Genomic DNA, 21,308 nt, shown 5'->3' with positions numbered 1-21,308 from the left:
CACCATGACCCGTAAAATCGCACTCATCACCGGCGCCAGCCGTGGCTTGGGCAAAAGCGCCGCGCTGCACCTCGCGGCACAAGGCGTCGACATCATCGGCACTTACCACAGCGCCGCAGCCGAAGCCCAAGCGCTGGTCGAGCAGGTTGAAGCCCTGGGTGGGCGCGCCGCCATGCTGCAGCTGGATGTGAGCCAGAGCGCGAGCTTCAATGGCTTTGTGAGCCAGGTCGGCTCTGTGCTCAAGGAGGTTTTCGCACAGGATCACTTCAACTTTCTGATCAACAACGCCGGGATTGGCGTACACGCCAGCTTTGCCGACACCAGTGAAGAACAGTTCGACCGCCTGGTGGCGATCCACTTCAAGGCGCCGTTTTTTCTCACGCAAAAACTGCTGCCGCTGATCAGCGATGGCGGGCGCATCATCAATATTTCCAGCGGCCTGGCGCGGTTCAGCCTGCCGGGGTATGCGGCGTATGCCTCGATGAAGGGCGCGGTGGAAGTGCTGTCGCGCTACCAGGCCAAGGAACTGGGCCCGCGTGGCATCACGGTGAACACCCTGGCGCCCGGCGCGATCGCCACCGACTTCAGCGGCGGCGCGGTGCGCGATAACCCGGACCTCAATACGATGGTCGCCAACAACACCGCCCTGGGCCGCGCCGGTTTGCCGGACGATATTGGCGGGGCGATTTCAACCCTGCTGGCCGACGGCAGCAACTGGATCACCGGGCAACGTATCGAGGCGTCGGGCGGTATGTTTCTGTAGCCATTTCGCGCTGGCAGCAATGCCCGCAAATGCGGGCATTGCTGGATTTTTTCGCGTGGCTCACGCTTCGCTAGGCAGGCGTTGCTGCAGGACTTTTTCCCGAATAACGTCATACCCCCAGTGATACACATAGGTGTACGGCAGGAAAAACAGCAACACGCCGATGTCGAGGATAAACGCCTGCATCAGGCTGATGTTCAGCCAGGCGGCGATCAATGGCACGGCCACCAGGATCAGGCCACCTTCAAACATCAGCGCGTGCAGCACGCGGGTCCAGGCGTTGTTGGCCAGTTGCAGGCGCACCTTGAGACGGTCAAACAGGCCGTTGAAAATCACGTTCCAGGTCAGCGCCATCAGGCTGAGCGCCAGGGTGACCATGCCCATTTCCAGGGCCGGTTTGTTCATGATCCACGCCAGCAACGGGGTGCAGATCAACAAGGCCAGCGCCTCAAAACCGATGGCCTGGCAAACACGTTCAGTAATCGACTTGGTAGGGTTCATAACCCGGCTCCGTGAGTGACGATGGTTGCCATGATCACCCCTAGACTCGATACTTCATAACCAATAACCATCGAGCAAGGCGATACTTATGGCCTCCAATGAAGTGCTGCAGGCATTTGTGCAAGCGGCCACCCAAGGCTCGTTTTCGGCGGCAGCGCGCAAGTTGGGCAAGAGCCAGTCCACCGTCAGCGCCGCGGTGGCGAGCCTGGAGATTGACCTGGATGTGGTGCTGTTTGATCGCAGCAGCCGCAAGCCGACGCTCACCCCGGCGGGCCATGTGTTGCTGCAACGCGCCGAGCAGGTGCTGGAGGCCAGCAGCCGCCTGGAACTGGCGGCGAGCCAGTTGGCCCAGGGTTTGGAGCCTAAAGTGACGATTGCGATGTCTGATACCTACCAATCGGAACGCTTCGAACTTGCCCTCAAAGCCTTTGAGCAACGCTACCCGGACCTGGAACTGGAATGGTTGATCGCCGAATGCGAAGACTTGATCGCCCTGGTACAAAGCGGCCGCGCCCAGATGGCGTTTGTCGAGGCTCAAGAGGTTTATCCCCCCGACCTGACCCGTGCGCCCGTGGCGGAACGCACGGAAATCGCGCTGTTCGTCGCGCCGGATCATCCCTTGGCCAGCTTGGCTGACATCAACCAACAAGCCCTGCAGCAGCACCGTGAACTGCGCCTGGCGAGCATCATCAACCCGAATGAAACCCGCCCCAGTGGCCGTGTGTGGTCGGCCCCGAGCTTTCTGATGCTGATGGAAATGGCCCAACTCGGTTTCGGCTGGGCGGCGTTGCCGCGCTGGCTGGTGGAGCGCTTTGGCAACGCCGGGCTGGTTGAACTCAACGTGCGCAGCTGGCCGCGCTCGGTGGCGGTGGATGCGCTGTGGTCGCGGCACCACCCGCCTGGGCCGGCGGGGAGCTGGATGTTGGGGTTGATGCTGGACTGATCAAACCGTAGGCGCTGGCTTGCCAGCGATGTGGGCCTGACAGTCGACATTTTTGTCGCCTGACACTCCGCTATCGCAGGCAAGCCAGCTTCCACATTTGGAGTTTTATTGTGTGGTTTATTTGAGTTCGGCCAGGCGTCGTTCGAGGAAGCGCTTTTCCGGGGTTTGCCGGGTCAGCGACAGGGCGTTTTCGTACGCCGCACGGGCCTCTGCAACCCGCCCCAACTGCCGACAAAACTCCCCTCGCGCCGCATGCGCCAAGTGGTAATCCAGCAACTCCCCGCGGTGCAAAATACTGTCCACCTGTTCCAGCCCCGCCAACGGCCCCTGCGCCATCGCCACCGCCACAGCGCGGTTGAGTTCGATCACCGGCGATGGCATCTGCCTGAGCAACACATCGTAAAGCCCGACAATCTGCAGCCAGTCGGTTTCCCCCGCATTCGGCGCTTCGGCATGCACCGCCGCTATGGCCGCCTGCAGGCAATACGGCCCAAAACGCCCGTTGGTCAGCGCCTGTTCCACCAGTGCGCAGCCTTCAGCAATCAAGGACGCGTCCCACAGCGAACGGTCCTGTTCATCCAGCAGCACCAGTTCACCGCCCGCCGAGGTCCGTGCCGCTCGGCGCGATTCGTGGAGCAACATCAGCGCCAGCAACCCGATCACTTCAGGCTCGGGCAGCAACTCCATCAGCAGGCGAGCGAGGCGAATGGCTTCGCGGGTCAGATCCTCCCGTGTGAGGTCCGCCCCCATCGACGCCGAATAACCCTCGTTGAACACCAGATAGACCACGCGCAACACGCTGTCGAGGCGCTCGGGCAATTCGTCGAGGCTCGGCACTTGATAGGGGATCCTTGCCTCGCGGATCTTGCCCTTGGCGCGCACGATGCGCTGGGCGATGGTGGTGGGCGTGGCGAGAAAAGCGCGGGCGATTTCCTCGGTGGTGAGGTCGCAGATCTCACGCAAGGTCAGCGCCGCCTGGGCGTCGGGCGCCAGCGCCGGGTGGCAGCAGGTGAAAATCAGGCGCAGGCGGTCGTCTTCCACGTCTTCAACATTCCAGTCGGTCGCCTCCAGCGCGTCGGCCTGCTCCTGCAATAAAGGGGTAAATCGAGCCTGGCGACGTAACCGGTCGATGGCTTTGAAACGCCCGGTCGAGACCAGCCAGGCCCTAGGGTTGTCCGGTACACCGTCCTGCGGCCAGCGCTGCACAGCGACAAAAAACGCCTCATGCAGCGCTTCTTCGGCCAAGTCGAAATCACCGAGCACGCGAATCAGCGTCGCCAACACGCGCCGCGATTCGCTGCGGTAAATCGCCTCGATCGCCGGCGTCAATCGGGCAGGCCCTGGGTGACCAGCGTCACCAGGCGCTCCAGGCTCTGGCCCCAGCCGTCATGAAAGCCCATGGCCTCGTGGGCCTGCTTGTCTTCCTGGCTCCAATGCATGGCACGGGCGGTGTAGAGGGTCTTGTTGCCGTCGACTTCCTGCAGGGTCACTTCGGCGGTCATAAACGGCTTGCCCGAAGGGATCCAGCCCGGCGCAAAGGCGTCGGTAAATACCAGCCGCCGTGGCGCGACGATTTCCAGAAACACGCCCTGTGTCGGGTATTCGGTGCCATCCGGGGCGCGCATCAAGGTGCGAAACAGGCCACCGACCCACAGGTTCATTTCGCACTCGGGGGTAGTCATGCCGTAGGGCCCCCACCATTGTTGCAGCAGCGCGGGCTCGGTCCAGGCACGGAACACCCGGCTGCGGGGCGCATCGATTACGCGGCTGATGGACAGTTCAAATTCAGCGGGTTGAGTGGTCATGGGTAAACCTCCTGGAATCTTGTGATTGTTGTATTCAGAGATTCAATTCACGCACGGGGCGCACTTCCACACTGCCGACCCTGGCCGCCGGAATGCCACCGGCCACCTGGATCGCCTCATTCAAATCCTTGGCCTCTATCAGGTAGAACCCGGCGAGCTGCTCCTTGGTTTCGGCAAACGGCCCGTCGGTGATCGACAGCTTGCCATTGCGCATCCGCACGGTGGTGGCGGTGCTCACCGACTCCAGCGGCTCGGCGGCGAGCATCCGGCCGCTGGCCTGGATGGCCTGGGCGTAGGCGAAACACTCCGGGTCGGCAGGGCTGTCGGGCGAGGTATGCAACACCTGCTCGTTGCTGTAAATCAGGCAGAGGTATTTCATGTGCGTCTCCGTTTTCGGACTACTGACTATAGTTCGTGGCGGTCAGGGTTTCAGGTCGAACAGACCGGCGCCGGTTTGCATATCGAAGGGCGCAGACCAATGCTCATGCACCACCTTCCATTGGCCATTGATGCGTTGGTAGCCGGCAGTCACGCGCATCCAGCACGTCTTGAGCACCCCATCCGGCCCGGTGCCGCCGCAGTGCGCGAGCCAGTGGGCAAATGCGCTGTCCGGCGCCTCCACGATATGCAACTCATGAAACTCGAAAATGCCGGGGCCGGGGCACTGTTTCATGCATTCTTCCCAATGGGCGCGGTAGGCGGCCTTGCCCTTGAATTGCAGCGCGGCAACGGCGTCGAACGCGAGGATATCGTCGGCGTAATAGCTGACAATTTTCTCGATATCCTTGGCGGTAACCGCGTGTTTCCATTGCTCGATCAGGCGGTTGATTGCAGTACTCATGGCGACACTCCTGGGGGGTGGAAAATCACAAGGAACACCCTTAGTCGAATCACCCTTGGGTAAATCGACACCCCGTTGAAAAATAATTTCGCCCCCGGCAAACCCGCTAGAATTCCTGTCTCTTTGTAGGATTTCGGATGCGTCACCCATGGAAACCCGCCTCGCCTCCTATGAGACGCTGAGCCTTGTGCAGAAACAGCAACTCGACACCCTGCAGGTGCATCCCGAACAACTGGCGTATTCCGGCGATATCTACTGCGCGCTGAACAGCCTGCTGGTCAACCCCAACCCCGCCGCCATCAAAGGCTTCGCCCTGCTCGCCGATGACCTGCCCGTGGCCTTTCTGCTGCTCAAACGCCCGCCGTGCCTGCCCCACTGGGCCGATGAACACAGCGCGACGCTGCATGCTTTACAGGTGGACCGCAACCAGCAAGGGCGGGGGTTCGGCAAAGCCTGCTTGCAGGCGCTGCCGGCCGCGGCTCTGCAGGCGTGGCCGCAGATCAAGGCGCTGGAGCTGTCGGTGGATGCGGACAATGTGGCGGCGATGCGGTTGTATCTGAGTGCAGGCTGGGTGGACAGCGGGGAGGCGTATAAGGGGCGGATTGGTAATGAGCGGCGCCTGGCGCTCACACTAATCGCATAAGCGACGCTAAACCTGTGGCGAGGGAGCAAGCTCGCGCGCCACGCAGATCGAGCGCCGATCAGAAAGGTTTACTTGGCTTCCACCGGCAACCAGATCTCGACACTGCCTGTGCCCTTGCGCGCATCAAAATCCGCGCTGTAGCGCTCGAAATCCGCCCCGGCGACCTTGTAGCCCGAGTGCGGCAACCACTCGAACATGATCCGCTCGTACGTCTGTTCCAGTGCCTGCACCGGGCCGTAGTGCGGGAACACCGCGTAGTGGTGCAGCGGGATTTCGATGGACTCGAAATTACCGGGCACATCGCTTTTGCGCGGCACTTCAACCCCGGCCAGGTAATCGAACTCGCCATGGCTGGGGTTATGGCACACGCCGTAGGTCACGCCGCCGACGCGCTGCTTGATGTCCTTGATGCAGGTATCAAATAATTCCCACAGCCGTGGGATATCACCGACGGTGGCCTTGGAATAACGCCCCTGTACACCGGCGATCACCAAGGCTTTGCCTTCTTCCATGCGTGGCTCTAACGGTTGTTTTGTCTGCTGATCCATACGAACAGTCTCCTTCTTATAAGGGAACAAACCCGTATCGAGTATAGGGGCATTTGCACGCCGCACTCCATGCAGAAATTTTTCCCCGGCATCTGGACAACCGGCCATCATCGCCCGTATTGTCTGCCCCGCAGGCCACCGCAGTGGCCGACGTCGCTCGGACGGTTCCGGGCGCTTACGTACTCCGAGGCAACAATGGCAGACCAAGGTTCGCCGCGCCGCTTTGCGCGCATAGATCGACTCCCCCCTTACGTGTTCAATATCACTGCCGAGCTGAAGATGGCTGCGCGTCGGCGCGGCGAAGACATCATCGACTTGAGCATGGGTAACCCTGACGGCGCCACGCCTCCACACATCGTGGAAAAAATGGTCACCGTCGCCCAACGCGAAGACACCCACGGCTACTCCACCTCCAAAGGCATTCCGCGCCTGCGCCGGGCGATTTCGCGCTGGTACAAGGACCGCTATGAGGTGGACATCGACCCCGAGTCGGAAGCCATCGTGACCATCGGTTCCAAGGAGGGCCTGGCGCACCTGATGCTGGCCACCCTGGACCAGGGCGACACCGTACTGGTGCCGAACCCCAGCTACCCGATTCACATCTACGGTGCCGTGATTGCCGGCGCCCAGGTGCGCTCGGTGCCGCTGGTGCCTGGCGTGGACTTCTTCGCCGAGCTGGAACGGGCGATTCGCGGCTCGATCCCCAAGCCGAAGATGATGATCCTCGGCTTTCCGTCCAACCCCACCGCGCAGTGCGTGGAGCTGGATTTCTTCGAACGGGTGATCGCCCTCGCCAAACAGTACGACGTACTGGTGGTGCACGACCTGGCGTACGCCGACATCGTCTACGATGGCTGGAAAGCCCCGTCGATCATGCAAGTGCCCGGCGCCAAGGACATTGCGGTGGAGTTTTTCACCCTGTCCAAGAGCTACAACATGGCCGGCTGGCGCATTGGCTTTATGGTCGGTAACCCGGAACTGGTCAACGCCCTGGCGCGGATCAAGAGTTACCACGACTACGGCACCTTCACCCCGCTGCAAGTGGCGGCAATTGCCGCGCTGGAAGGCGACCAACAGTGCGTGAAAGACATTGCCGAGCAGTACCGCCAGCGCCGCAATGTGCTGGTCAAGGGCCTGCATGAGCTGGGCTGGATGGTCGAGAACCCGAAGGCGTCGATGTACGTCTGGGCGAAGATTCCCGAGCCGTATGCCGCCATGGGCTCGCTGGAATTTGCCAAGAAACTGCTGCTGGAAGCCAAGGTGTGTGTGTCGCCGGGGATTGGCTTTGGCGAGTACGGCGATGATCATGTGCGCTTTGCGCTGATCGAAAACCAGGACCGGATTCGCCAGGCGGTACGCGGGATTCGCGGGATGTTCCGGGCCGATGGGCTGGTCAACAAAGCCTGACCCTGCGCACCTGCAGAAATGCAGTCAAAACTGTGGGAGCGGGCTTGCTCGCGAATGCGGTGGATCAGTCGCCAAATCCAGTGACTGACACTGCGTATTCGCGAGCAAGCCCGCTCCCACATTTGGATTGGGTTTTCACCCCTGCTTCATGGCGTGTCTGTCAGACCACCAACGACAGCAACATGATAAAGATCAACGCCACCACCGACAGGATGGTCTCCATCGCCGTCCAGGTCTTGAACGTCTCCGCCACGGTCATATTGAAGTACTGCTTCACCAGCCAGAACCCCGCATCGTTGACGTGAGACAGGATCAACGAACCCGCGCCCGTCGCCAGCACCAGCAGCTCACGGTTAACCCCCGGGATCATCCCCACCACCGGCACCACAATGCCCGCGCCGGTAATGGTCGCCACTGTTGCCGAACCGGTTGCCACACGAATCACCGCCGCCACCAGCCAGGCCAGCAGAATCGGGTTGATCTGCGCATTCACGGCCATATGGCCGATCACATCACCCACGCCGCTGGTCACCAGCATCTGCTTGAAACCGCCACCGGCGCCAATGATCAGGATGATCGCGGCAGTCGGCGCAAGGCTCGCGTCGAGCAACTTGAGGATCTGCTTGGAATGGATGCCCTGGCGAGTACCAAAGGTGTACAGCGACAGCAGCAGCGCCAGCAGCAGTGCGGTGATCGGGTGACCGATCATGTCCATCCAGTTGCGCACCACATTGCCTTCGGCAAACGCGATGTCGGCGAAGGTTTTCAGCAGCATCAGGAACACCGGCAGCAGCACGGTGATCAAGGTGACGCTGAAGCTCGGCAGGTTCTTGTTCTCAGGCTCGCGGGCCAGTTGATCGACCAGTTCCTGGGACGGGTTGCCCGGGATGTACTTGGCGATAAACGTACCGAAGATCGGCCCGGCGATGATGGCGGTCGGCAGCGCGACGATCAGGCCATACAGGATGGTCTTGCCGATGTCCGCGCCAAACACGCCGATGGCCAGCAGCGGGCCCGGGTGCGGTGGCACCAGGCCGTGCACCGCCGACAGGCCGGCAAGCAGCGGGATACCGATCTTGATCAGCGACACGCCGGTGCGGCGCGCCACGATAAACACCAGCGGGATCAGCAGCACAAAGCCGATCTCGAAGAACAGCGGGATGCCCACCAGAAACGCGGCGAACATCATGGCCCACTGGACTTTTTCCTTGCCGAAGGCGCGGATCAGGGTCTGGGCGATCTGATCGGCGCCGCCGGATTCAGCCATCATTTTGCCGAGCATCGTGCCCAACGCGAGGATGATGCCGACAAAGCCGAGCACCCCGCCGAAGCCGTCCTGGAACGCCTTGATGATCTTGTCCACGGGCATGCCCGAGGTCAGGCCGAGGAACCCGGCCGCGATGATCAGTGCAATGAACGGGTGCACCTTGAACTTGGTGATCAGAACGATCAACCCGATGATAGTGACCACTGCGTCTAGCAGCAGGTAGGACTCGTGGGACATGCCAAACATGGGGGGTCTCTCCTGTTTGTTGTTGTTATTAAAGCGGGTGTTGAACTTCCTGCCGGGGATAGCGCTATCTTTTCCGGCAAAAAATTAAGGATTAGGTTCAAAGCCGTGTTGCAGCCACCAGGCATGGGTTTGCTCGGCCAGTTCCTCGACGCTGTCTTCACTGGCGTTGAGCGCCAGGGTCAGCGGCTCGCCCACGGGCGATTCAAGCGTGGCGAACTGGCTGTCGATCAGGCTGGCCGGCATGAAGTGCCCAGGGCGATGGGACACGCGGTCGGCGGCCACGGCGCGGGTCAGCTCCAGAAATACAAAGCCCAGGCCCGGCGCGGCTTCGCGCAGGTGATCGCGGTATTTCTTTTTAAGCGCCGAACAGGTGAGCACCGGGTGTTCACCGGCCTTGAGCGAGCGGCGCAGCTCATCGCACAGGATGTCGAGCCAGCCGGCGCGGTCGTCGTCGTTGAGGGGGTGGCCGGCGCTCATCTTTTCGATGTTCGCGGCGGGGTGAAAGCTGTCGCCTTCAATCGCGGTGGCGCCGTTCAGGCGGCACAGGGCTTCGCTGACGCTGGACTTGCCACAGCCGGAAACACCCATGATGACCAGGGCGGTAACAGGTTGACTCATAAACACCTCAGGACGCAGATAGCGCTACCTTTGCACGCTGTAAGGCTAGTGCAAAAACAGGCTTTTCCCGCGCCGTCTTGTCTTTTTTTATGGAGTGACGCGTGCATCCTCGCCAAGCGACTTACACAAGAGCAGACCGGATCAGGCAACCCAACGCTCAAGAATTTGCAGCCTTATGGAGACAGCGCTACCTTAGTGCCTCGATTTTTGTTTGGCAAGCTGCCTGATGACCTCTAAGAACGATAAAAATACTCGCACCACCGGTCGCCCTACCCTCAACGAAGTAGCCCGCCTGGCCGGCGTCAGCCCGATTACCGCCTCCCGCGCCCTGCGTGGCGTGAGTACCGTGGCCACCGAACTGGCGGAAAAAGTGCAACGCGCCGCCGCCGAACTCAACTACGTAGTCAACCCCGCCGCCCGCGCCCTGGCCTCGGCGCAGAGCCATTCGGTGGTGGTCATCGTGCCGTCGCTGTCCAACCTGCTGTTTATCGAAACCCTCGAAGCCATCCACCAGGTGCTGCGGCCCAAGGGCTTTGAGGTGCTGATCGGCAACTCGCACTATTCACGCGATGAAGAAGAAAACCTGCTGCGCAACTACATGGCCTACCAGCCAAGGGGTTTGTTGCTGACCGGCTTTGATCGCACCGAAAGCGCCCGACGGATGGTCGAGGCGAGTAATGTGCCGAGCGTATACATGATGGACCTGGACCCCAACGCCGGCGTGAACTGCGTGGGCTTCTCGCAGTTGGCGGCAGGTGAAACGGCGGCGGCACATCTGCTGTCCCGGGGTTACAAACGCCTGGCCTATATTGGCGCGCAACTGGACCAACGCACGCTGCTGCGTGGCGAAGGTTTTCGCCGCGCCTTGCAGCAAGCCGGCCGGTACGACCCGGCGCTGGAGCTGCTGACGCCGCGCCCCTCCTCCGTGGGGCTGGGCGGCGAGCTGTTTTTGCAACTGCTGGCGGCCCATCCGGATGTGGATGCGATTTTCTTCGGCAACGACGACCTGGCCCAAGGCGCGCTGCTGGAGGCCATGCGCCATGGCATCAACGTGCCGGAACGCGTGGCGGTGCTGGGCTTTAACGACCTGCCGGCGTCGTCCTTCATGGTGCCGCGCTTGAGCAGCATCAGCACGCCGCGTGAAGCGATTGGCCGACGTGCGGCGGAGCATTTGCTGACGATCATGGCGGGCAACAAGATCGCCAAGCCGGTGGTGGATATGGGCTTTGAGTTGCAGGTGCGGGAGAGTACGTAGGACGCCTGTAGGACCAGACTGACATCAAGGTCAGCAGCCTCCTCCATTGCCTACACTTACGTCAGAATCCGCTGGCTTGTGCCCTTGGGTGGGGCTCTCTAAGGTTTGCCGGTCGCCGAATGTCTCGGTGATCGGGTTTAGTAGCCCACTTTTGGACTTTCTAGACCAGGAGCACGGTAATGATCAAAGAAATCGATACACCACCCACCACCCTCTTCACCGTTATCCCCGATGTGTCCACCGAAACCCTGCTGATCAACAGCTACGAAACCGTGTGTTCCGTCAGCACCTTGCTGCTTGACCTCTCCGATGACCTCACCGGCAAGCACCGCGATGTCGCCCTGGCCATTCATCAGTTGAGTGAGCTGAGTGTGTTGCTGGTGGGCAAGGCCATGGACCAGCACACCCCACGCTGCTGACGGAGCGCTACAGGGTCCGGCTTTTTGTCTGCTCGACAGGGCGTCGGATCAACTTAATTCATCGGCAAAACCACACGCACTTCCAGCCCATCAGCGGCGCGGTTGTGTAATGTCAGCGAGCCGCCGTGCTCAAGCACCGTCGCCCGGGCCGTGGGTAGGCCCAAACCAACGCCGCCGGTATTTTTGTTGCGTGAGCCCTCGATACGAAAGAACGGCGCAAACACCTGCTCCTGGTACTCGCTGGCAATGCCCGGCCCGCGATCAACGACCTGGATCTGCACGCGATCACCTTCGGCTGTCAAGCGAACACCCGCTTCGCTCCCGTATTTGATGGCGTTGTCCACCAGATTGCTCAGCGCACGTTTAAGGCCGATCGGGCGGCCGACATACACCAACCTGGCGGGGCCCTCATAGGTAACCTCGGTGCCAGCATCCTTGAAGTCATCGACCACCGTCAGCAGCAATTCTGCCAGGTCGAACGCTGTAGCCGGTTCAAGCCTCGCGTCATCCCGGAAGAAGTTCAGCGCACTGTTGACCATGGCCTGCATCTCATCAACATCGCGGAACAATCGGCTCTGCTGTTCGGCATCCTCAATGAACTCACCTCGCAGCCGCATACGGGTGAGCGGTGCGCGCAAATCGTGGGAGATAGCGGCAAGCATTTGCGTGCGGTCATTCAGAAAATGCTGGATCTGCGCCTGCATGGCATTGAAGGCCAGGATCGCCTGGCGGATTTCGTGAGGGCCGACTACAGGAATGGGCGGTGCACGGAAATCCTTGCCGAAGCGCCGTGCCCCTTGGGCAAAGCGTTCAAGCGGCGTCGCCAGATGGCGGGTCGCGATAAGCGCCACAGCCACCGTCGACAACAGTGCCAGCACGATCACGATCAGGTTGCGCTTGAACGGGTCCAGCCCCCATCTGCGGGTGGGCACCGAGAACTGCATCCAGGACCCATCGGTTAACTGAACCATCAACGTATAGGGGCGCTTGACGTGTTCGGCGGCCCAATCATCCGGCTCGTAGGCTTCGATGGAGGCGGCAGGCATCTCCAGCAGATCGCGCAGCAATTTTTGGCCATCGTTGAAACCCGGGTCGTTGATCTCGGGTAAATGTGCATCTTCGCGGCGCGCCAACCACTGCACGCTGAAGACCTTGTCGGTGGCAGCCTGGGTAAGCGTGTGTCGCTGATGAACAGGCGCTGCGTTGATAATCCGGGAAATGCTCGCCACCCGTTCCATCAAGCCGGTTTCGAGAATCGGCGGTCGGGCCCATACGCCGGCCACCAGGCTGAAAACGCTGTAGAGCCCCAGCGACGTCAACATCGCCGCCATGGTGGTCAGGGCGATCCAGCGAGCCACGGTGTCGTGGGGGCGATGGTATCGGGCGCGTAGCCTGGATAACACATTCATCGTTTGATCACGCTCGGGCTGAACAGATATCCGCCATTGCGGATGGTCCGAATCATCGGCTCAGCGTGTATGTCGGCTTCGAGCTTGCGGCGCAGTCGGCTGACTTGCACATCAATGCTGCGATCAAAGGCGTCGTAAGACTCACCCCGCGCCAGATCGAGCAATTGCTGGCGAGTAAGGATGCGGCGCGGGTGCTCGGCGAATACCAGCAGCAACTCGAATTCCCCGGTAGACAGCGGAATCATGACTTTTTCCGGCGAGCGTAATTCGCGACGTGTGATATCCAACTGCCAGTCTGCAAACTCGAGGATTGTGCGTGATGAGTCCTGCGCGGGGGCGGCAATCTCGGCGGTACGCCTGAGCACTGCGCGTACCCGCGCCAATAACTCCCGTGCATCGAAAGGCTTGGTCAGGTAATCATCGGCGCCCAGCTCCAGGCCCACCACCCGATCGCTCAGTTCGCCCATGGCCGTGAGCATGATCACCGCAATGCCATGCCTGGCACGCAGCTGCTGGCAGAGCACCAGGCCGCTGTCGCCGGGAAGCATGACGTCGAGGATGATCAGGTCCGGCAAACGCCGCTCCAGCGCTCGCCACAGCGACGGGCCATCGGTGGCGACTTCCACGCTGTAGCCGTGCTGTTCGAGGAACTTCTGCAGCAGGGCGAGGACTTCAATATCGTCATCGACCAGTAATAGATGGCTCACGGTGGGCTCGCTGGCGCAATGGGTTCGCAAGTGCGTATCTAAAATCATTCCTGGCGCTGCGTCATATATTTCAACTCGGTAATAAAGCGACAGGCAGGCAATAAAGCGGAAATCTTCAGGCAAAAAAACCCAGGCAGGATCGCCACCAATCCTTGTCGAGATGCCCTGCATGCTAACCATCAAACGCGCCACGCCTGTTGTACGCTCCGCCATTGTCGGTTTTGTCGTTGTACTCGCCAGTGGCTGCGCGAGCGCGCCTGAACCACTGCCCTCCCCCTGTGACCGCCTCGGCGATACGGTTCATGACCCGGCAGAGCCGCTCAATCGCGGGGTCTTCGCCTTCAATCGCACGGTGGATGATTACGCCCTGGCCCCGGTGGCACGCGGTTACCGGCATTTGCCTGGGTTCTTGCAGGCGGGCGTGCATAACTTCGTCGCCAACTTCGGCGAACCCAAGGTGTTTATCAATGACCTGCTGCAGGGCAATGGTGAGCGCTCCGTCACCACCTTCGGCCGCTTCGTGATTAACACCACGGTGGGGATTGTCGGGTTGATCGATGTGTCGGGCAAGATGGGTATCGAGCGGCACAAGGCTGACTTCGGCCAGACCTTTGGCGTATGGAATATCGCAAACGGTCCTATCGTTGAACTGCCGTTGCTGGGCACCGGCAACCTGCGTGATGCCACCGGCAAAGTGCTGAGCTTTGCGATCAACCCCCTGGGCAGCAACAGCGATACCGTCGAGACCCTGGGCACCGTCAGCACCGTTGGCGGCATCGTCGATGGCCGCGCCGAAGCCTTGCCGTTTACCGAGCAATTGCGTCAACAGCCGGATTATTACCGGGCACTGCGCGACAGCACTGCCGAGCGACGGGCTGATTTCGTGCTCGAAGGCAAGGCCGGCCGGGTCGCGGCCTACCCTTCGGTGTGCGTCAAAGGTGAGCAACATGGCGAGTAGAAACCAGACTCTGGTGCTGCACCGAAGAACGCGCAGGTCCAGCCCGGCGTTGCTGCATTGCCGAGAAATCGAACTGTCGGTGGAGGATGACGGCCGCCACGTCACCCTCAGTCGCTACGTGGAGTTGTACGGCGACGAAGCCAGCGCCTGGTGCTCGGTGCAGCATCATCGAATCCCCTTGGCCAGCATGCTGCGCTGGATGATCAGCCATGGGGAACGAACAGAGGTTTAAAGGCTGCGCTGCAGGTGTGGCAGGCCCACTGCCTTACTCGCTGGAAGCATCGTTGACAATTCGTTTCATCGTGTTGCTGGCACCTGCTAGATTGGTTGCTTTCCACTGCCAGGGAAGCACGATGGGACACTCACTGAAAATCTTGGGCCGCACCTCCTCCATCAACGTGCGCAAAGTGCTTTGGACTTGCCAGGAACTGGGCATCGACTACGTGCGCGAAGACTGGGGCATCGGTTTCAAGCCCACCCAGTCCGCCGAATTCCTCGCCCTGAACCCCAATGCCCAGGTGCCGGTGCTGATCGACGACCATGGCGTGCTATGGGAATCCAACACCATCTGCCGCTACCTGATCGGCCTGTACCAGCGCACCGACCTGCTTCCCGCCGAACCCGCACCACGGGCGCGCGTCGAGCAATGGGTGGACTGGCAAGCGGTGGAACTCAACCGCGCCTGGAGTGACGCCTTCAGCGCCCTGGTGCGCAACAACCCCGACGGCCTCGACGCCACGCAAATCGCCGCCGCCGTGCAGCGCTGGAATGACAAGATGGGCCTGCTGGAACAGCAACTGGCGAAAACTGGCGCTTATGTGGCCGGAGATGAATTCAGCCTCGCCGATATCATGATCGGGCTCTCGGTACACCGCTGGCAGATGACGCCCATGCAGCGCCCGCCCTACCCGGCCATTGCGGCGTATTACCAACGCCTCAGCCAGCGCCAGGGTTTCAAACTCTTCGCCCTCGACGGCCATAACTAAAACAAGGACTGCACCGTGAAAGGACTCAACCTACTGCTGACCGGCGCCTGCGGCAGAATCGGCAAGACGTTTTTCGACGCCTCGAAAGACCGCTACCGCTTTACCCTCACCGACCGCATCGCGCCGGATTTCGCCCCGGGCGAGCACCGTTTTGTACACGCCGACCTCAGCGACAACTCCAGCCTCAGCGCCTTGCTCGATGGCATCGACGTGATCGTGCACCTGTCGGGCATCCCCCACGCCAGTGCCTCGTTCGATGATTTGCTACCGAACAATATCCTCGCCACCACCTACCTGTTCGAAGCGGCCGTGGCCGCCGGGGTTAAACGCCTGGTGTTCGCCAGCAGCGCGCAAACCATCGAAGGCTACCCGGTAGACCGCCAGATCACGCCCGGCATGCAGGTGATGCCCGCCAACCTGTATGGCGTGAGCAAATGCTACGGCGAGGCACTGTGTGGCTATTACGCCGCCAAGACGCCACTGTCGACGATTGCCCTGCGCATCGGCGCCTTCGAATTCCCCGAAACCCACGACCTGAACAACGCCCGCGACCTCAGCGCCTGGCTCAGCCCACGGGATGCCGTGCACTTGCTGCAACGTTCGGTGGAGGCCGAAGGCGTGAAGCACTTGATCGCCCACGGCATTTCCAATAACCGCTTCAAACGCCTGGACCTCAGCGAAACCACACGGGTGTTGGGTTACCATCCGGTCGACGATGCGTTCCGGGAATTCGATATTCCGATTACTGACTGAGTTCTCACTATGCCCGCACTTTCCAGCACAGACGGTATCGACCCGATCCGTGCCGCCCATATCAGCGCACGCATTGACCGCCTGCCCGCCGTCGCCACCGTCTGGCGCCTGGTGGCATTGCTGTCGATCGGTGGTTTTTTTGAGCTGTATGACCTGTTCCAGACCGCCTATATCAGCCCCGGCTTGATCAGTGATGGGATCTTCCACACCGGCAGCGAGGGTGTGTTCGGCTTCTCGGATCAAGCGGCATTTGCCTCGGCGACCTTTCTGGGGCTGTTCCTCGGCGCCAGCCTGCTCAGCCCGATTGCCGACCGCTTCGGGCGCCGGGCGATCTTCACCTTTGCGTTGATCTGGTACACCGTCGCCACCGTGCTGATGGGCATTCAGACGTCTGCGCTGGGCATTATCTGCATGCGCTTTCTGGTGGGCATCGGCCTGGGCATCGAGTTGGTGACCATCGACGCCTACCTCTCGGAACTGGTGCCCAAACGCATGCGCAGCTCGGCGTTTGCCTTTGCGTTTTTCATCCAGTTTCTGTCGGTGCCGGCGGTGGCGTTGATGTCGTGGTGGCTGGTGCCCCAGGCCCCGTTCGGGGTCTCCGGCTGGCGCTGGGTGGTGCTCAGCAGTGCCGTGTTTGCGCTGTTTATCTGGCAACTGCGCAAGCGTCTGCCGGAATCACCGCGCTGGCTGGCGCAGAAAGGCCGCTTTGACGAAGCCGGAGCCATCATGGACAGCCTGGAAGCGCGCTGCCAAAAAGACCACGGCAAGCCGCTGGATGAGCCACAACCCGAAGCCATCAGCGTGCAAGGCAATGGTCGTTTTGCCGATATCTGGCAACCGCCGTACCGCCGCCGCGCCTTGATGCTGATTGTGTTCCATGTGTTCCAGGCCATCGGCTTTTTCGGCTTCGGCAATTGGCTGCCGGCGCTGCTGTCGGGCCAGGGCGTGAGCGTGACCCACAGTTTGCTGTACGCCTTTATCATCACCCTCGCCTACCCACTGGGGCCGTTGCTGTTTGTGAAGGTGGCCAACCGCTTTGAAAACAAATGGCAGATTGTCGGTTCGGCACTGGGCGCGGTGATCTTCGGCAGCCTGTTCGCCTTGCAGACCACGGCGGTCGGGCTGGTGATCTGCGGGGTGATGATCACCTTCTGCAATGCCTGGCTGAGCTTCAGTTACCACTCGTACCAGAGCGAACTGTTCCCGACCAATATCCGTGCGCGGGCGGTGGGGTTCTGTTATTCGTTCAGCCGCCTGTCCACGGTGTTCAGCAGTTTGTTGATCGGCTTTATCCTCGAGCACCTCGGCACACCGGGGGTGCTGGCGTTTATTGCCAGCAGCATGTTGATCGTGATGATCACCATCAGCTGGTTCGGGCCGCGTACGCGTAACCTGGCGCTGGAAAATATCGCCCACTGACGGCAACGGTTGGCCGCTTGCGGGACAACTATTGCCGCAACGGCCACGGCATCCTCAATAAAACCGGGTATCGCCTACCCGGCACGCTACTTGCTGCAGCTGTCGCATCGTACATTTGCACAGGTGACCGATTATGCTGCTCAGCACTAACAACACTCAGGCCGTGGCCACCGTTCAACAGCTCAAGCGACCCGACATGGACCCCGCCAACGCCGCCGCCAGCACGCTGTACAGCGGTGCCCTGCAAGCGGCGCAGCAAAGCGTGACCGTACCGGCCGCGCAGAAGGACCTGGACAAGGCCGTCGACCGCATCGACGAAGCCTTTGCCAAGACCCGCGTGCAGTTGCAGACCTCGGCCACCGACGTGCCGGCCACCAGCGCTACGTCCGGTGCGCGTTCGGAGTTCACGGATTACATGAGCAAATCCCCGGCCGAACGGATCCGTGAGCAATTGCTCAAGGAGCAGGGTTTGACCGAAGCGGACGTGCAGAATATGTCGCAGGAAAAACAGGATGCCATTTCCAAGCAAGTAGCCGAGCGCCTGAAACAGCAGCAAGAGCAGCAGGTCGCGGCGAAAACCGCTGACCCGCAGGCACAGACGTTGAAAGAAACCCTGGCGGCGATCTAAGCCACGAGGGGATAAAATGTGGGAGGGGGCTTGCTCCCGAAGACAGAGTGTCAGTCACTGCAGTAGGTGACTGATCCACCGCCTTCGGGAGCAAGCCCCCTCCCACATTGGATTTCAGCGTTTTCCAGATAAGTTACTGCAACTGCAACGTCGAGTTGAACTGACTGATCGCATCCACCACATGCCGTGAGCCTTCCTGAATCTCCAGGATCACCTGCCCCGCCTCGTTCGCCAGTTCCACTCCCAGCCCCGTGCGGCTCAAGCTCGACTGCATGCTCGACACCGCGCTCAGCGACAAGTCGTGGTTCTTGCGCACCACATCCACAATCTCCACGGTCGCCTGGCTGGTCCTGGCCGCCAGGCTGCGCACTTCATCGGCGACTACCGCAAACCCGCGCCCGTGCTCACCCGCCCGTGCCGCTTCAATCGCTGCGTTGAGCGCGAGCATATTGGTCTGCTCGGCAATGCTGCGGATGGTCTGCACAATGGCGCCGATGATGTCCGACTGTTTGCTCACCGCATCGATGCTCTGCGCCGCCTGGTTCAGATCGTGGGAAATTTCCTCGATGATCTGCACCGTTTGCTGCACCACCTCCGAGCCCTTGCGGGCGCAGACGTCGTTTTGCACCGAGGTGGCGTGGGCCGAATCGGCGGCGGTGCGCAGGGTGGTGACTTGGTCGGTGATGTCGCTGGCGAATTTCACCACTTTGTACAGGCGCCCGTTGGCATCGAAAATCGGGTTGTAGGAAGCTTCCAGAAACAGGGTTTTGCCGTATTTGTTTTTGCGCTCAAAACGGTGCGAGTGGTATTCGCCACGGTTGAGGGAGCCCCAGAATGCCTTGTAGCCCGGCGACTCCACCTCGCTGCGATGGCAGAACAGGCTGTGGTGCTGGCCGACGATTTCATCGAGGGAGTAACCCACCGTCTTCAGAAAGTTGTCGTTGGCATTGAGGATCTGGCCCTGGGGGTGAATTCGATCACTGCCATGGAGCGGCTGATCGCGTCGATCAGGCTTTGGTTTTCATGTTCGTGGTGCACCCGTGCGGAAATATCCGACGCTACTTTGATCACGCTCTGTACGTGATTGTCGCTGTCCAGCACCGGCATGTAGCTGGCTTCGAGCCACACCTGCTGGCCATGTTTGTTCAGGCGCATAAAGGTGCCACTCAGGGCTTCGCCCCGCGCCAGGTCGCGCCAGAGCTTGGCGTAGGCTTCGGTTTGAGCGTAGGCCTCGTCGCAAAAAACACGGTGATGTTTGCCGCGAATTTCGTCGGCGCTGTAGCCCATGGTTTGGCAGAAGTTGTCGTTGGCATCGAGGATCACGCCATCGCGGTCGAACTCGATCATGGCCATGGAGCGGCTGATGGCGGCAAGTTTGGCGTTGGATTCGGTGAGGGCACAGGAGAAACGCTGGATTTCAAGCAGGTCGGATTTATGGTGGAGGTTGAACATGGTCAGATCACCCTTGATTTCCTGGCGCCTGCAACGGCGCATTCCATTCTTCAGTTGGCTACTGCTGGAAACAACCATCCAAATCGCTTTACATGCCAAGCGTCATCAACGGTTCTGAGTGAGCATAGACACGGCTTGGCGCTATGCAAGGCCACTAGTCCGCCAGCATTTTCAGCAGTGCACAGGCGGCAGCAGAGGGTGTCTGGGTGGGCGATCCGACCAGTGCAAACTCGCGGTGCAGCGGCTCCGTCAGCGGCATTACGCGCAGGCCCTTGCGCAGGGTGGGCAGGGCCATCTCCGGCACCAGGGTCACGCCGACGCCTTCACGCACCAGGCTGAAAGCGCTGTTCCATTCGCGCACTTCCACGCGGATATCGCGCAGGGTCAGCCCCGCTGCCGCGCCCAGGCTGCGGGCATTCGCGGTGCAACCACCGGTGGCAAGCACGAAGGGTTGCTCAAGCAATTGCGCAAGCGACACCGTGGCATCAGCCGGCCGCTGCGCCAGCGGGTGAGTGGTCGGCAGCACCGCCAACCACAGGTCACGGCCCAATACCGTGGCATTGCGCTCGGGTTTGGGGTTGAGCACCACACCCAGGTCGATCAGGTCGGCATCGAGCAAGGTCAGTACTTCATTGTCCGTCACATCCAGGGTGGTGACCTCGATGCCGGGGTAGAGCTGAGCGAAGCGCTGCAACAAGGGTGTCAGAAACCTCGCCAATACCATGGGGAAACTGGCGATGCGAATCGTCCCACGCAGCATGGGCCTGGCTTCATCCACAGTGCTGCGAATCGCCTGCAAGGCGCCCAGCATCACCCGCGCCTGCTCAATCACACTCAGCCCCAGGGCCGTGGGCAAGGTCTTGCGCGGCTCACGGGTAAACAGCTGCGCGCCCAGGGTCGCCTCCATGCCGGCCATGGCCTGGCTCGCGGCGGACTGGGTCATGCCCACGTGTTCGGCGGCCGCAGTGATGCTGCCGTGATCGGCCACGGCCACCAGCAGGCGCCAGTGCATCAGGTTCATCATGGCAGTAGCTGTCCTTATGGCGGGGTGCTGAAGGTTTAATTTTACGCACGGTGCCATGCCCGTGAGACTGGCGCAAATTCAACGGAGCTGCCCCAGATGAAACTGTATTTCTTCCCTCACGCCTGTTCCCTCGCCCCGCATATCGTGCTGCGCGAATTGGCGCTGCCGTTCGAGCTGGTGCTGGTCGACAACCAGGCCAAAACCACCGCCGATGGCCAGGACTTTCTGCAGGTCAACCCCAAGGGCTATGTGGCGGCGCTGCAGCTGGAGAATGGCCAGGTATTGACCGAAGCCAGCGCGATCCTGCAATACCTGGCCGACCTGAAACCCACAGCCCACCTGGCCCCGGCCAATGGCAGCTGGGAGCGCGTGCGTTTGCAGGAATGGCTGAACTTTATCGCCAGCGAGATTCATGGCGGGCTGGCAGTGTTCTTCAACGACGCCATTCAAGGTGAAGTGCGGGCCATGTTCCAGGCCACGTTGTTCAAGCGTTTTGCGGTGCTGGTGCAAACATTGGAGCACCAGGATTATTTGCTGGGCGAGCAGTATTCGGTGGCGGACGCGTACCTGTTCGTGGTGCTGCGCTGGGCAGCCTTTCACGCTATCGATCTGGGCAAATGGCCGGCGCTGGCGGCGTTTCAAAAGCGGGTAGGCCAACGGCCTGCAGTGATCGCAGCGCTGGCCGCCGAAAGCCCATGACCTGAAATGCAATCAAC

Annotated in this window: 26 protein-coding genes; 13 read left to right on the top strand and 13 right to left on the bottom strand. The window is 61.0% G+C overall.

The features are described from left to right. The first annotated feature begins 4 nt into the window (after nt 1–4). Nucleotides 5–763, top strand: a complete 759-nt coding sequence (locus tag LRS56_02100) for an SDR family oxidoreductase (GenBank protein ID WDU63390.1) — start codon at nt 5–7, stop codon at nt 761–763. A 60-nt stretch (nt 764–823) separates the two neighbouring features. Here LRS56_02100 and LRS56_02095 read toward each other — a convergent pair whose 3' ends face one another. Then, the gene (locus LRS56_02095; GenBank protein ID WDU63389.1) at nt 824–1,264 is read right to left on the bottom strand and encodes a multidrug/biocide efflux PACE transporter; all 441 of its coding nucleotides are present in this window, start codon (nt 1,262–1,264) and stop codon (nt 824–826) included. Nucleotides 1,265–1,352: 88 nt separating this feature from the next. Here LRS56_02095 and LRS56_02090 point away from each other — a divergent pair, with 88 nt between their 5' ends. Continuing rightward, complete coding sequence (locus LRS56_02090) at nt 1,353–2,207, top strand: LysR family transcriptional regulator (protein WDU63388.1); 855 nt, start codon at nt 1,353–1,355, stop codon at nt 2,205–2,207. Nucleotides 2,208–2,324: 117 nt separating this feature from the next. On the opposite strand, the gene LRS56_02085 is transcribed toward LRS56_02090, so the two are convergent. The 4 genes from LRS56_02085 to LRS56_02070 are packed head-to-tail and all read right to left on the bottom strand — an operon-like array spanning nt 2,325 to nt 4,853. Beyond that, nucleotides 2,325–3,536, bottom strand: a complete 1,212-nt coding sequence (locus LRS56_02085) for an RNA polymerase sigma factor (protein WDU63387.1) — start codon at nt 3,534–3,536, stop codon at nt 2,325–2,327. Further along, nucleotides 3,533–4,012 carry an SRPBCC family protein gene (locus tag LRS56_02080; GenBank protein WDU63386.1) on the bottom strand — a complete coding sequence of 160 codons (480 nt, stop codon included), beginning with the start codon at nt 4,010–4,012 and terminating at the stop codon, nt 3,533–3,535. The genes LRS56_02085 and LRS56_02080 overlap by 4 nt, the downstream gene beginning before the upstream one ends. Before the next feature lie 34 nt (nt 4,013–4,046). Next, nucleotides 4,047–4,391, bottom strand: coding sequence for a YciI family protein (locus LRS56_02075; GenBank protein ID WDU63385.1), 345 nt, complete (start codon nt 4,389–4,391; stop codon nt 4,047–4,049). Between the two features lie 42 nt (nt 4,392–4,433). Beyond that, the gene (locus tag LRS56_02070; GenBank protein ID WDU63384.1) at nt 4,434–4,853 is read right to left on the bottom strand and encodes a nuclear transport factor 2 family protein; all 420 of its coding nucleotides are present in this window, start codon (nt 4,851–4,853) and stop codon (nt 4,434–4,436) included. A 148-nt stretch (nt 4,854–5,001) separates the two neighbouring features. Here LRS56_02070 and LRS56_02065 point away from each other — a divergent pair, with 148 nt between their 5' ends. Beyond that, nucleotides 5,002–5,496: a GNAT family N-acetyltransferase gene (locus LRS56_02065; GenBank protein ID WDU63383.1), complete on the top strand. Its 495-nt coding sequence runs from the start codon at nt 5,002–5,004 to the stop codon at nt 5,494–5,496. 68 nt (nt 5,497–5,564) lie between these two features. Here the strand turns inward: LRS56_02065 and LRS56_02060 are convergent, their stop codons facing one another. After that, nucleotides 5,565–6,044 carry a GyrI-like domain-containing protein gene (locus LRS56_02060; GenBank protein WDU63382.1) on the bottom strand — a complete coding sequence of 160 codons (480 nt, stop codon included), beginning with the start codon at nt 6,042–6,044 and terminating at the stop codon, nt 5,565–5,567. Between the two features lie 195 nt (nt 6,045–6,239). Here LRS56_02060 and alaC point away from each other — a divergent pair, with 195 nt between their 5' ends. Further along, nucleotides 6,240–7,451 (top strand): alanine transaminase, encoded by a 1,212-nt coding sequence (gene alaC, locus LRS56_02055; protein ID WDU63381.1) that lies wholly within the window; start codon nt 6,240–6,242, stop codon nt 7,449–7,451. 160 nt (nt 7,452–7,611) lie between these two features. Here alaC and LRS56_02050 read toward each other — a convergent pair whose 3' ends face one another. Next, nucleotides 7,612–8,964, bottom strand: coding sequence for a GntP family permease (locus LRS56_02050; protein WDU63380.1), 1,353 nt, complete (start codon nt 8,962–8,964; stop codon nt 7,612–7,614). Between the two features lie 84 nt (nt 8,965–9,048). After that, complete coding sequence (locus LRS56_02045; protein WDU63379.1) at nt 9,049–9,582, bottom strand: gluconokinase; 534 nt, start codon at nt 9,580–9,582, stop codon at nt 9,049–9,051. Nucleotides 9,583–9,805: 223 nt separating this feature from the next. On the opposite strand from LRS56_02045, the gene LRS56_02040 reads away from it, so the two are divergent. Then, complete coding sequence (locus LRS56_02040; GenBank protein WDU65677.1) at nt 9,806–10,837, top strand: LacI family DNA-binding transcriptional regulator; 1,032 nt, start codon at nt 9,806–9,808, stop codon at nt 10,835–10,837. Nucleotides 10,838–11,016: 179 nt separating this feature from the next. Further along, nucleotides 11,017–11,256, top strand: a complete 240-nt coding sequence (locus LRS56_02035) for a DUF6124 family protein (protein ID WDU63378.1) — start codon at nt 11,017–11,019, stop codon at nt 11,254–11,256. A gap of 53 nt (nt 11,257–11,309) precedes the next feature. On the opposite strand, the gene LRS56_02030 is transcribed toward LRS56_02035, so the two are convergent. Together LRS56_02030 and LRS56_02025 are read right to left on the bottom strand one after the other, a co-directional pair. Then, complete coding sequence (locus LRS56_02030; protein WDU63377.1) at nt 11,310–12,665, bottom strand: ATP-binding protein; 1,356 nt, start codon at nt 12,663–12,665, stop codon at nt 11,310–11,312. Then, entirely contained in the window at nt 12,662–13,372 is a 711-nt protein-coding gene (locus LRS56_02025; GenBank protein ID WDU63376.1) for a response regulator, read from the bottom strand. Before LRS56_02025 ends, LRS56_02030 begins: the two co-directional genes overlap by 4 nt. 169 nt (nt 13,373–13,541) lie before the next feature. Here LRS56_02025 and LRS56_02020 point away from each other — a divergent pair, with 169 nt between their 5' ends. The 6 genes from LRS56_02020 to LRS56_01995 all read left to right on the top strand — a co-directional run bounded on the left by LRS56_02020 (nt 13,542) and on the right by LRS56_01995 (nt 18,116). Next, nucleotides 13,542–14,330 (top strand): VacJ family lipoprotein, encoded by a 789-nt coding sequence (locus tag LRS56_02020; GenBank protein ID WDU63375.1) that lies wholly within the window; start codon nt 13,542–13,544, stop codon nt 14,328–14,330. Continuing rightward, a complete protein-coding gene (locus LRS56_02015) occupies nt 14,320–14,562 on the top strand; it encodes a hypothetical protein (GenBank protein ID WDU63374.1) in 243 nt (80 codons plus the stop codon). The genes LRS56_02020 and LRS56_02015 overlap by 11 nt, the downstream gene beginning before the upstream one ends. A gap of 121 nt (nt 14,563–14,683) precedes the next feature. Continuing rightward, complete coding sequence (locus LRS56_02010; GenBank protein WDU63373.1) at nt 14,684–15,316, top strand: glutathione S-transferase; 633 nt, start codon at nt 14,684–14,686, stop codon at nt 15,314–15,316. 15 nt (nt 15,317–15,331) lie between these two features. Next, entirely contained in the window at nt 15,332–16,069 is a 738-nt protein-coding gene (locus LRS56_02005) for an NAD(P)-dependent oxidoreductase (GenBank protein WDU63372.1), read from the top strand. A gap of 9 nt (nt 16,070–16,078) precedes the next feature. Continuing rightward, the gene (locus LRS56_02000; GenBank protein WDU63371.1) at nt 16,079–17,488 is read left to right on the top strand and encodes an MFS transporter; all 1,410 of its coding nucleotides are present in this window, start codon (nt 16,079–16,081) and stop codon (nt 17,486–17,488) included. A gap of 136 nt (nt 17,489–17,624) precedes the next feature. Further along, the gene (locus LRS56_01995) at nt 17,625–18,116 is read left to right on the top strand and encodes a hypothetical protein (GenBank protein WDU65676.1); all 492 of its coding nucleotides are present in this window, start codon (nt 17,625–17,627) and stop codon (nt 18,114–18,116) included. 133 nt (nt 18,117–18,249) lie between these two features. Here the strand turns inward: LRS56_01995 and LRS56_01990 are convergent, their stop codons facing one another. The 3 genes from LRS56_01990 to LRS56_01980 all read right to left on the bottom strand — a co-directional run bounded on the left by LRS56_01990 (nt 18,250) and on the right by LRS56_01980 (nt 20,592). Further along, nucleotides 18,250–19,038, bottom strand: coding sequence for a methyl-accepting chemotaxis protein (locus LRS56_01990; protein ID WDU63370.1), 789 nt, complete (start codon nt 19,036–19,038; stop codon nt 18,250–18,252). Nucleotides 19,039–19,043: 5 nt separating this feature from the next. Then, on the bottom strand, nt 19,044–19,568 hold the full coding sequence (locus LRS56_01985; protein WDU63369.1) for a PAS domain-containing protein: 525 nt from the start codon (nt 19,566–19,568) through the stop codon (nt 19,044–19,046). A 154-nt stretch (nt 19,569–19,722) separates the two neighbouring features. Next, nucleotides 19,723–20,592, bottom strand: a complete 870-nt coding sequence (locus LRS56_01980) for a LysR family transcriptional regulator (protein ID WDU63368.1) — start codon at nt 20,590–20,592, stop codon at nt 19,723–19,725. Nucleotides 20,593–20,688: 96 nt separating this feature from the next. Between LRS56_01980 and gstA the strand changes: the two genes are divergently transcribed. Beyond that, entirely contained in the window at nt 20,689–21,291 is a 603-nt protein-coding gene (gstA, locus tag LRS56_01975) for a glutathione transferase GstA (protein WDU63367.1), read from the top strand. Nucleotides 21,292–21,308: the final 17 nt, after the last annotated feature.

The sequence above is a fragment of the Pseudomonas poae genome (assembly GCA_028869255.1).
Classification (GTDB): domain Bacteria; phylum Pseudomonadota; class Gammaproteobacteria; order Pseudomonadales; family Pseudomonadaceae; genus Aquipseudomonas; species Aquipseudomonas poae_C.
This window is presented reverse-complemented; position numbering and strand designations above follow the sequence as displayed.

Coding starts and splice junctions, on each gene's coding strand:
- alaC (WDU63381.1), top strand. CDS start 6,240: ATGGCAGACCAAGGTTCGCCGCGCCGCTTTGCGCGCATAGATCGACTC.
- LRS56_02100 (WDU63390.1), top strand. CDS start 5: ATGACCCGTAAAATCGCACTCATCACCGGCGCCAGCCGTGGCTTGGGC.
- gstA (WDU63367.1), top strand. CDS start 20,689: ATGAAACTGTATTTCTTCCCTCACGCCTGTTCCCTCGCCCCGCATATC.
- LRS56_02065 (WDU63383.1), top strand. CDS start 5,002: ATGGAAACCCGCCTCGCCTCCTATGAGACGCTGAGCCTTGTGCAGAAA.
- LRS56_02010 (WDU63373.1), top strand. CDS start 14,684: ATGGGACACTCACTGAAAATCTTGGGCCGCACCTCCTCCATCAACGTG.
- LRS56_02045 (WDU63379.1), bottom strand. CDS start 9,582: ATGAGTCAACCTGTTACCGCCCTGGTCATCATGGGTGTTTCCGGCTGT.
- LRS56_02020 (WDU63375.1), top strand. CDS start 13,542: ATGCTAACCATCAAACGCGCCACGCCTGTTGTACGCTCCGCCATTGTC.
- LRS56_02090 (WDU63388.1), top strand. CDS start 1,353: ATGGCCTCCAATGAAGTGCTGCAGGCATTTGTGCAAGCGGCCACCCAA.
- LRS56_02080 (WDU63386.1), bottom strand. CDS start 4,012: ATGACCACTCAACCCGCTGAATTTGAACTGTCCATCAGCCGCGTAATC.
- LRS56_02050 (WDU63380.1), bottom strand. CDS start 8,964: ATGTTTGGCATGTCCCACGAGTCCTACCTGCTGCTAGACGCAGTGGTC.
- LRS56_02000 (WDU63371.1), top strand. CDS start 16,079: ATGCCCGCACTTTCCAGCACAGACGGTATCGACCCGATCCGTGCCGCC.
- LRS56_02095 (WDU63389.1), bottom strand. CDS start 1,264: ATGAACCCTACCAAGTCGATTACTGAACGTGTTTGCCAGGCCATCGGT.
- LRS56_02035 (WDU63378.1), top strand. CDS start 11,017: ATGATCAAAGAAATCGATACACCACCCACCACCCTCTTCACCGTTATC.
- LRS56_02070 (WDU63384.1), bottom strand. CDS start 4,853: ATGAGTACTGCAATCAACCGCCTGATCGAGCAATGGAAACACGCGGTT.
- LRS56_02015 (WDU63374.1), top strand. CDS start 14,320: ATGGCGAGTAGAAACCAGACTCTGGTGCTGCACCGAAGAACGCGCAGG.
- LRS56_02030 (WDU63377.1), bottom strand. CDS start 12,665: ATGAATGTGTTATCCAGGCTACGCGCCCGATACCATCGCCCCCACGAC.
- LRS56_02075 (WDU63385.1), bottom strand. CDS start 4,391: ATGAAATACCTCTGCCTGATTTACAGCAACGAGCAGGTGTTGCATACC.
- LRS56_01985 (WDU63369.1), bottom strand. CDS start 19,568: ATGTTCAACCTCCACCATAAATCCGACCTGCTTGAAATCCAGCGTTTC.
- LRS56_02060 (WDU63382.1), bottom strand. CDS start 6,044: ATGGATCAGCAGACAAAACAACCGTTAGAGCCACGCATGGAAGAAGGC.
- LRS56_01980 (WDU63368.1), bottom strand. CDS start 20,592: ATGATGAACCTGATGCACTGGCGCCTGCTGGTGGCCGTGGCCGATCAC.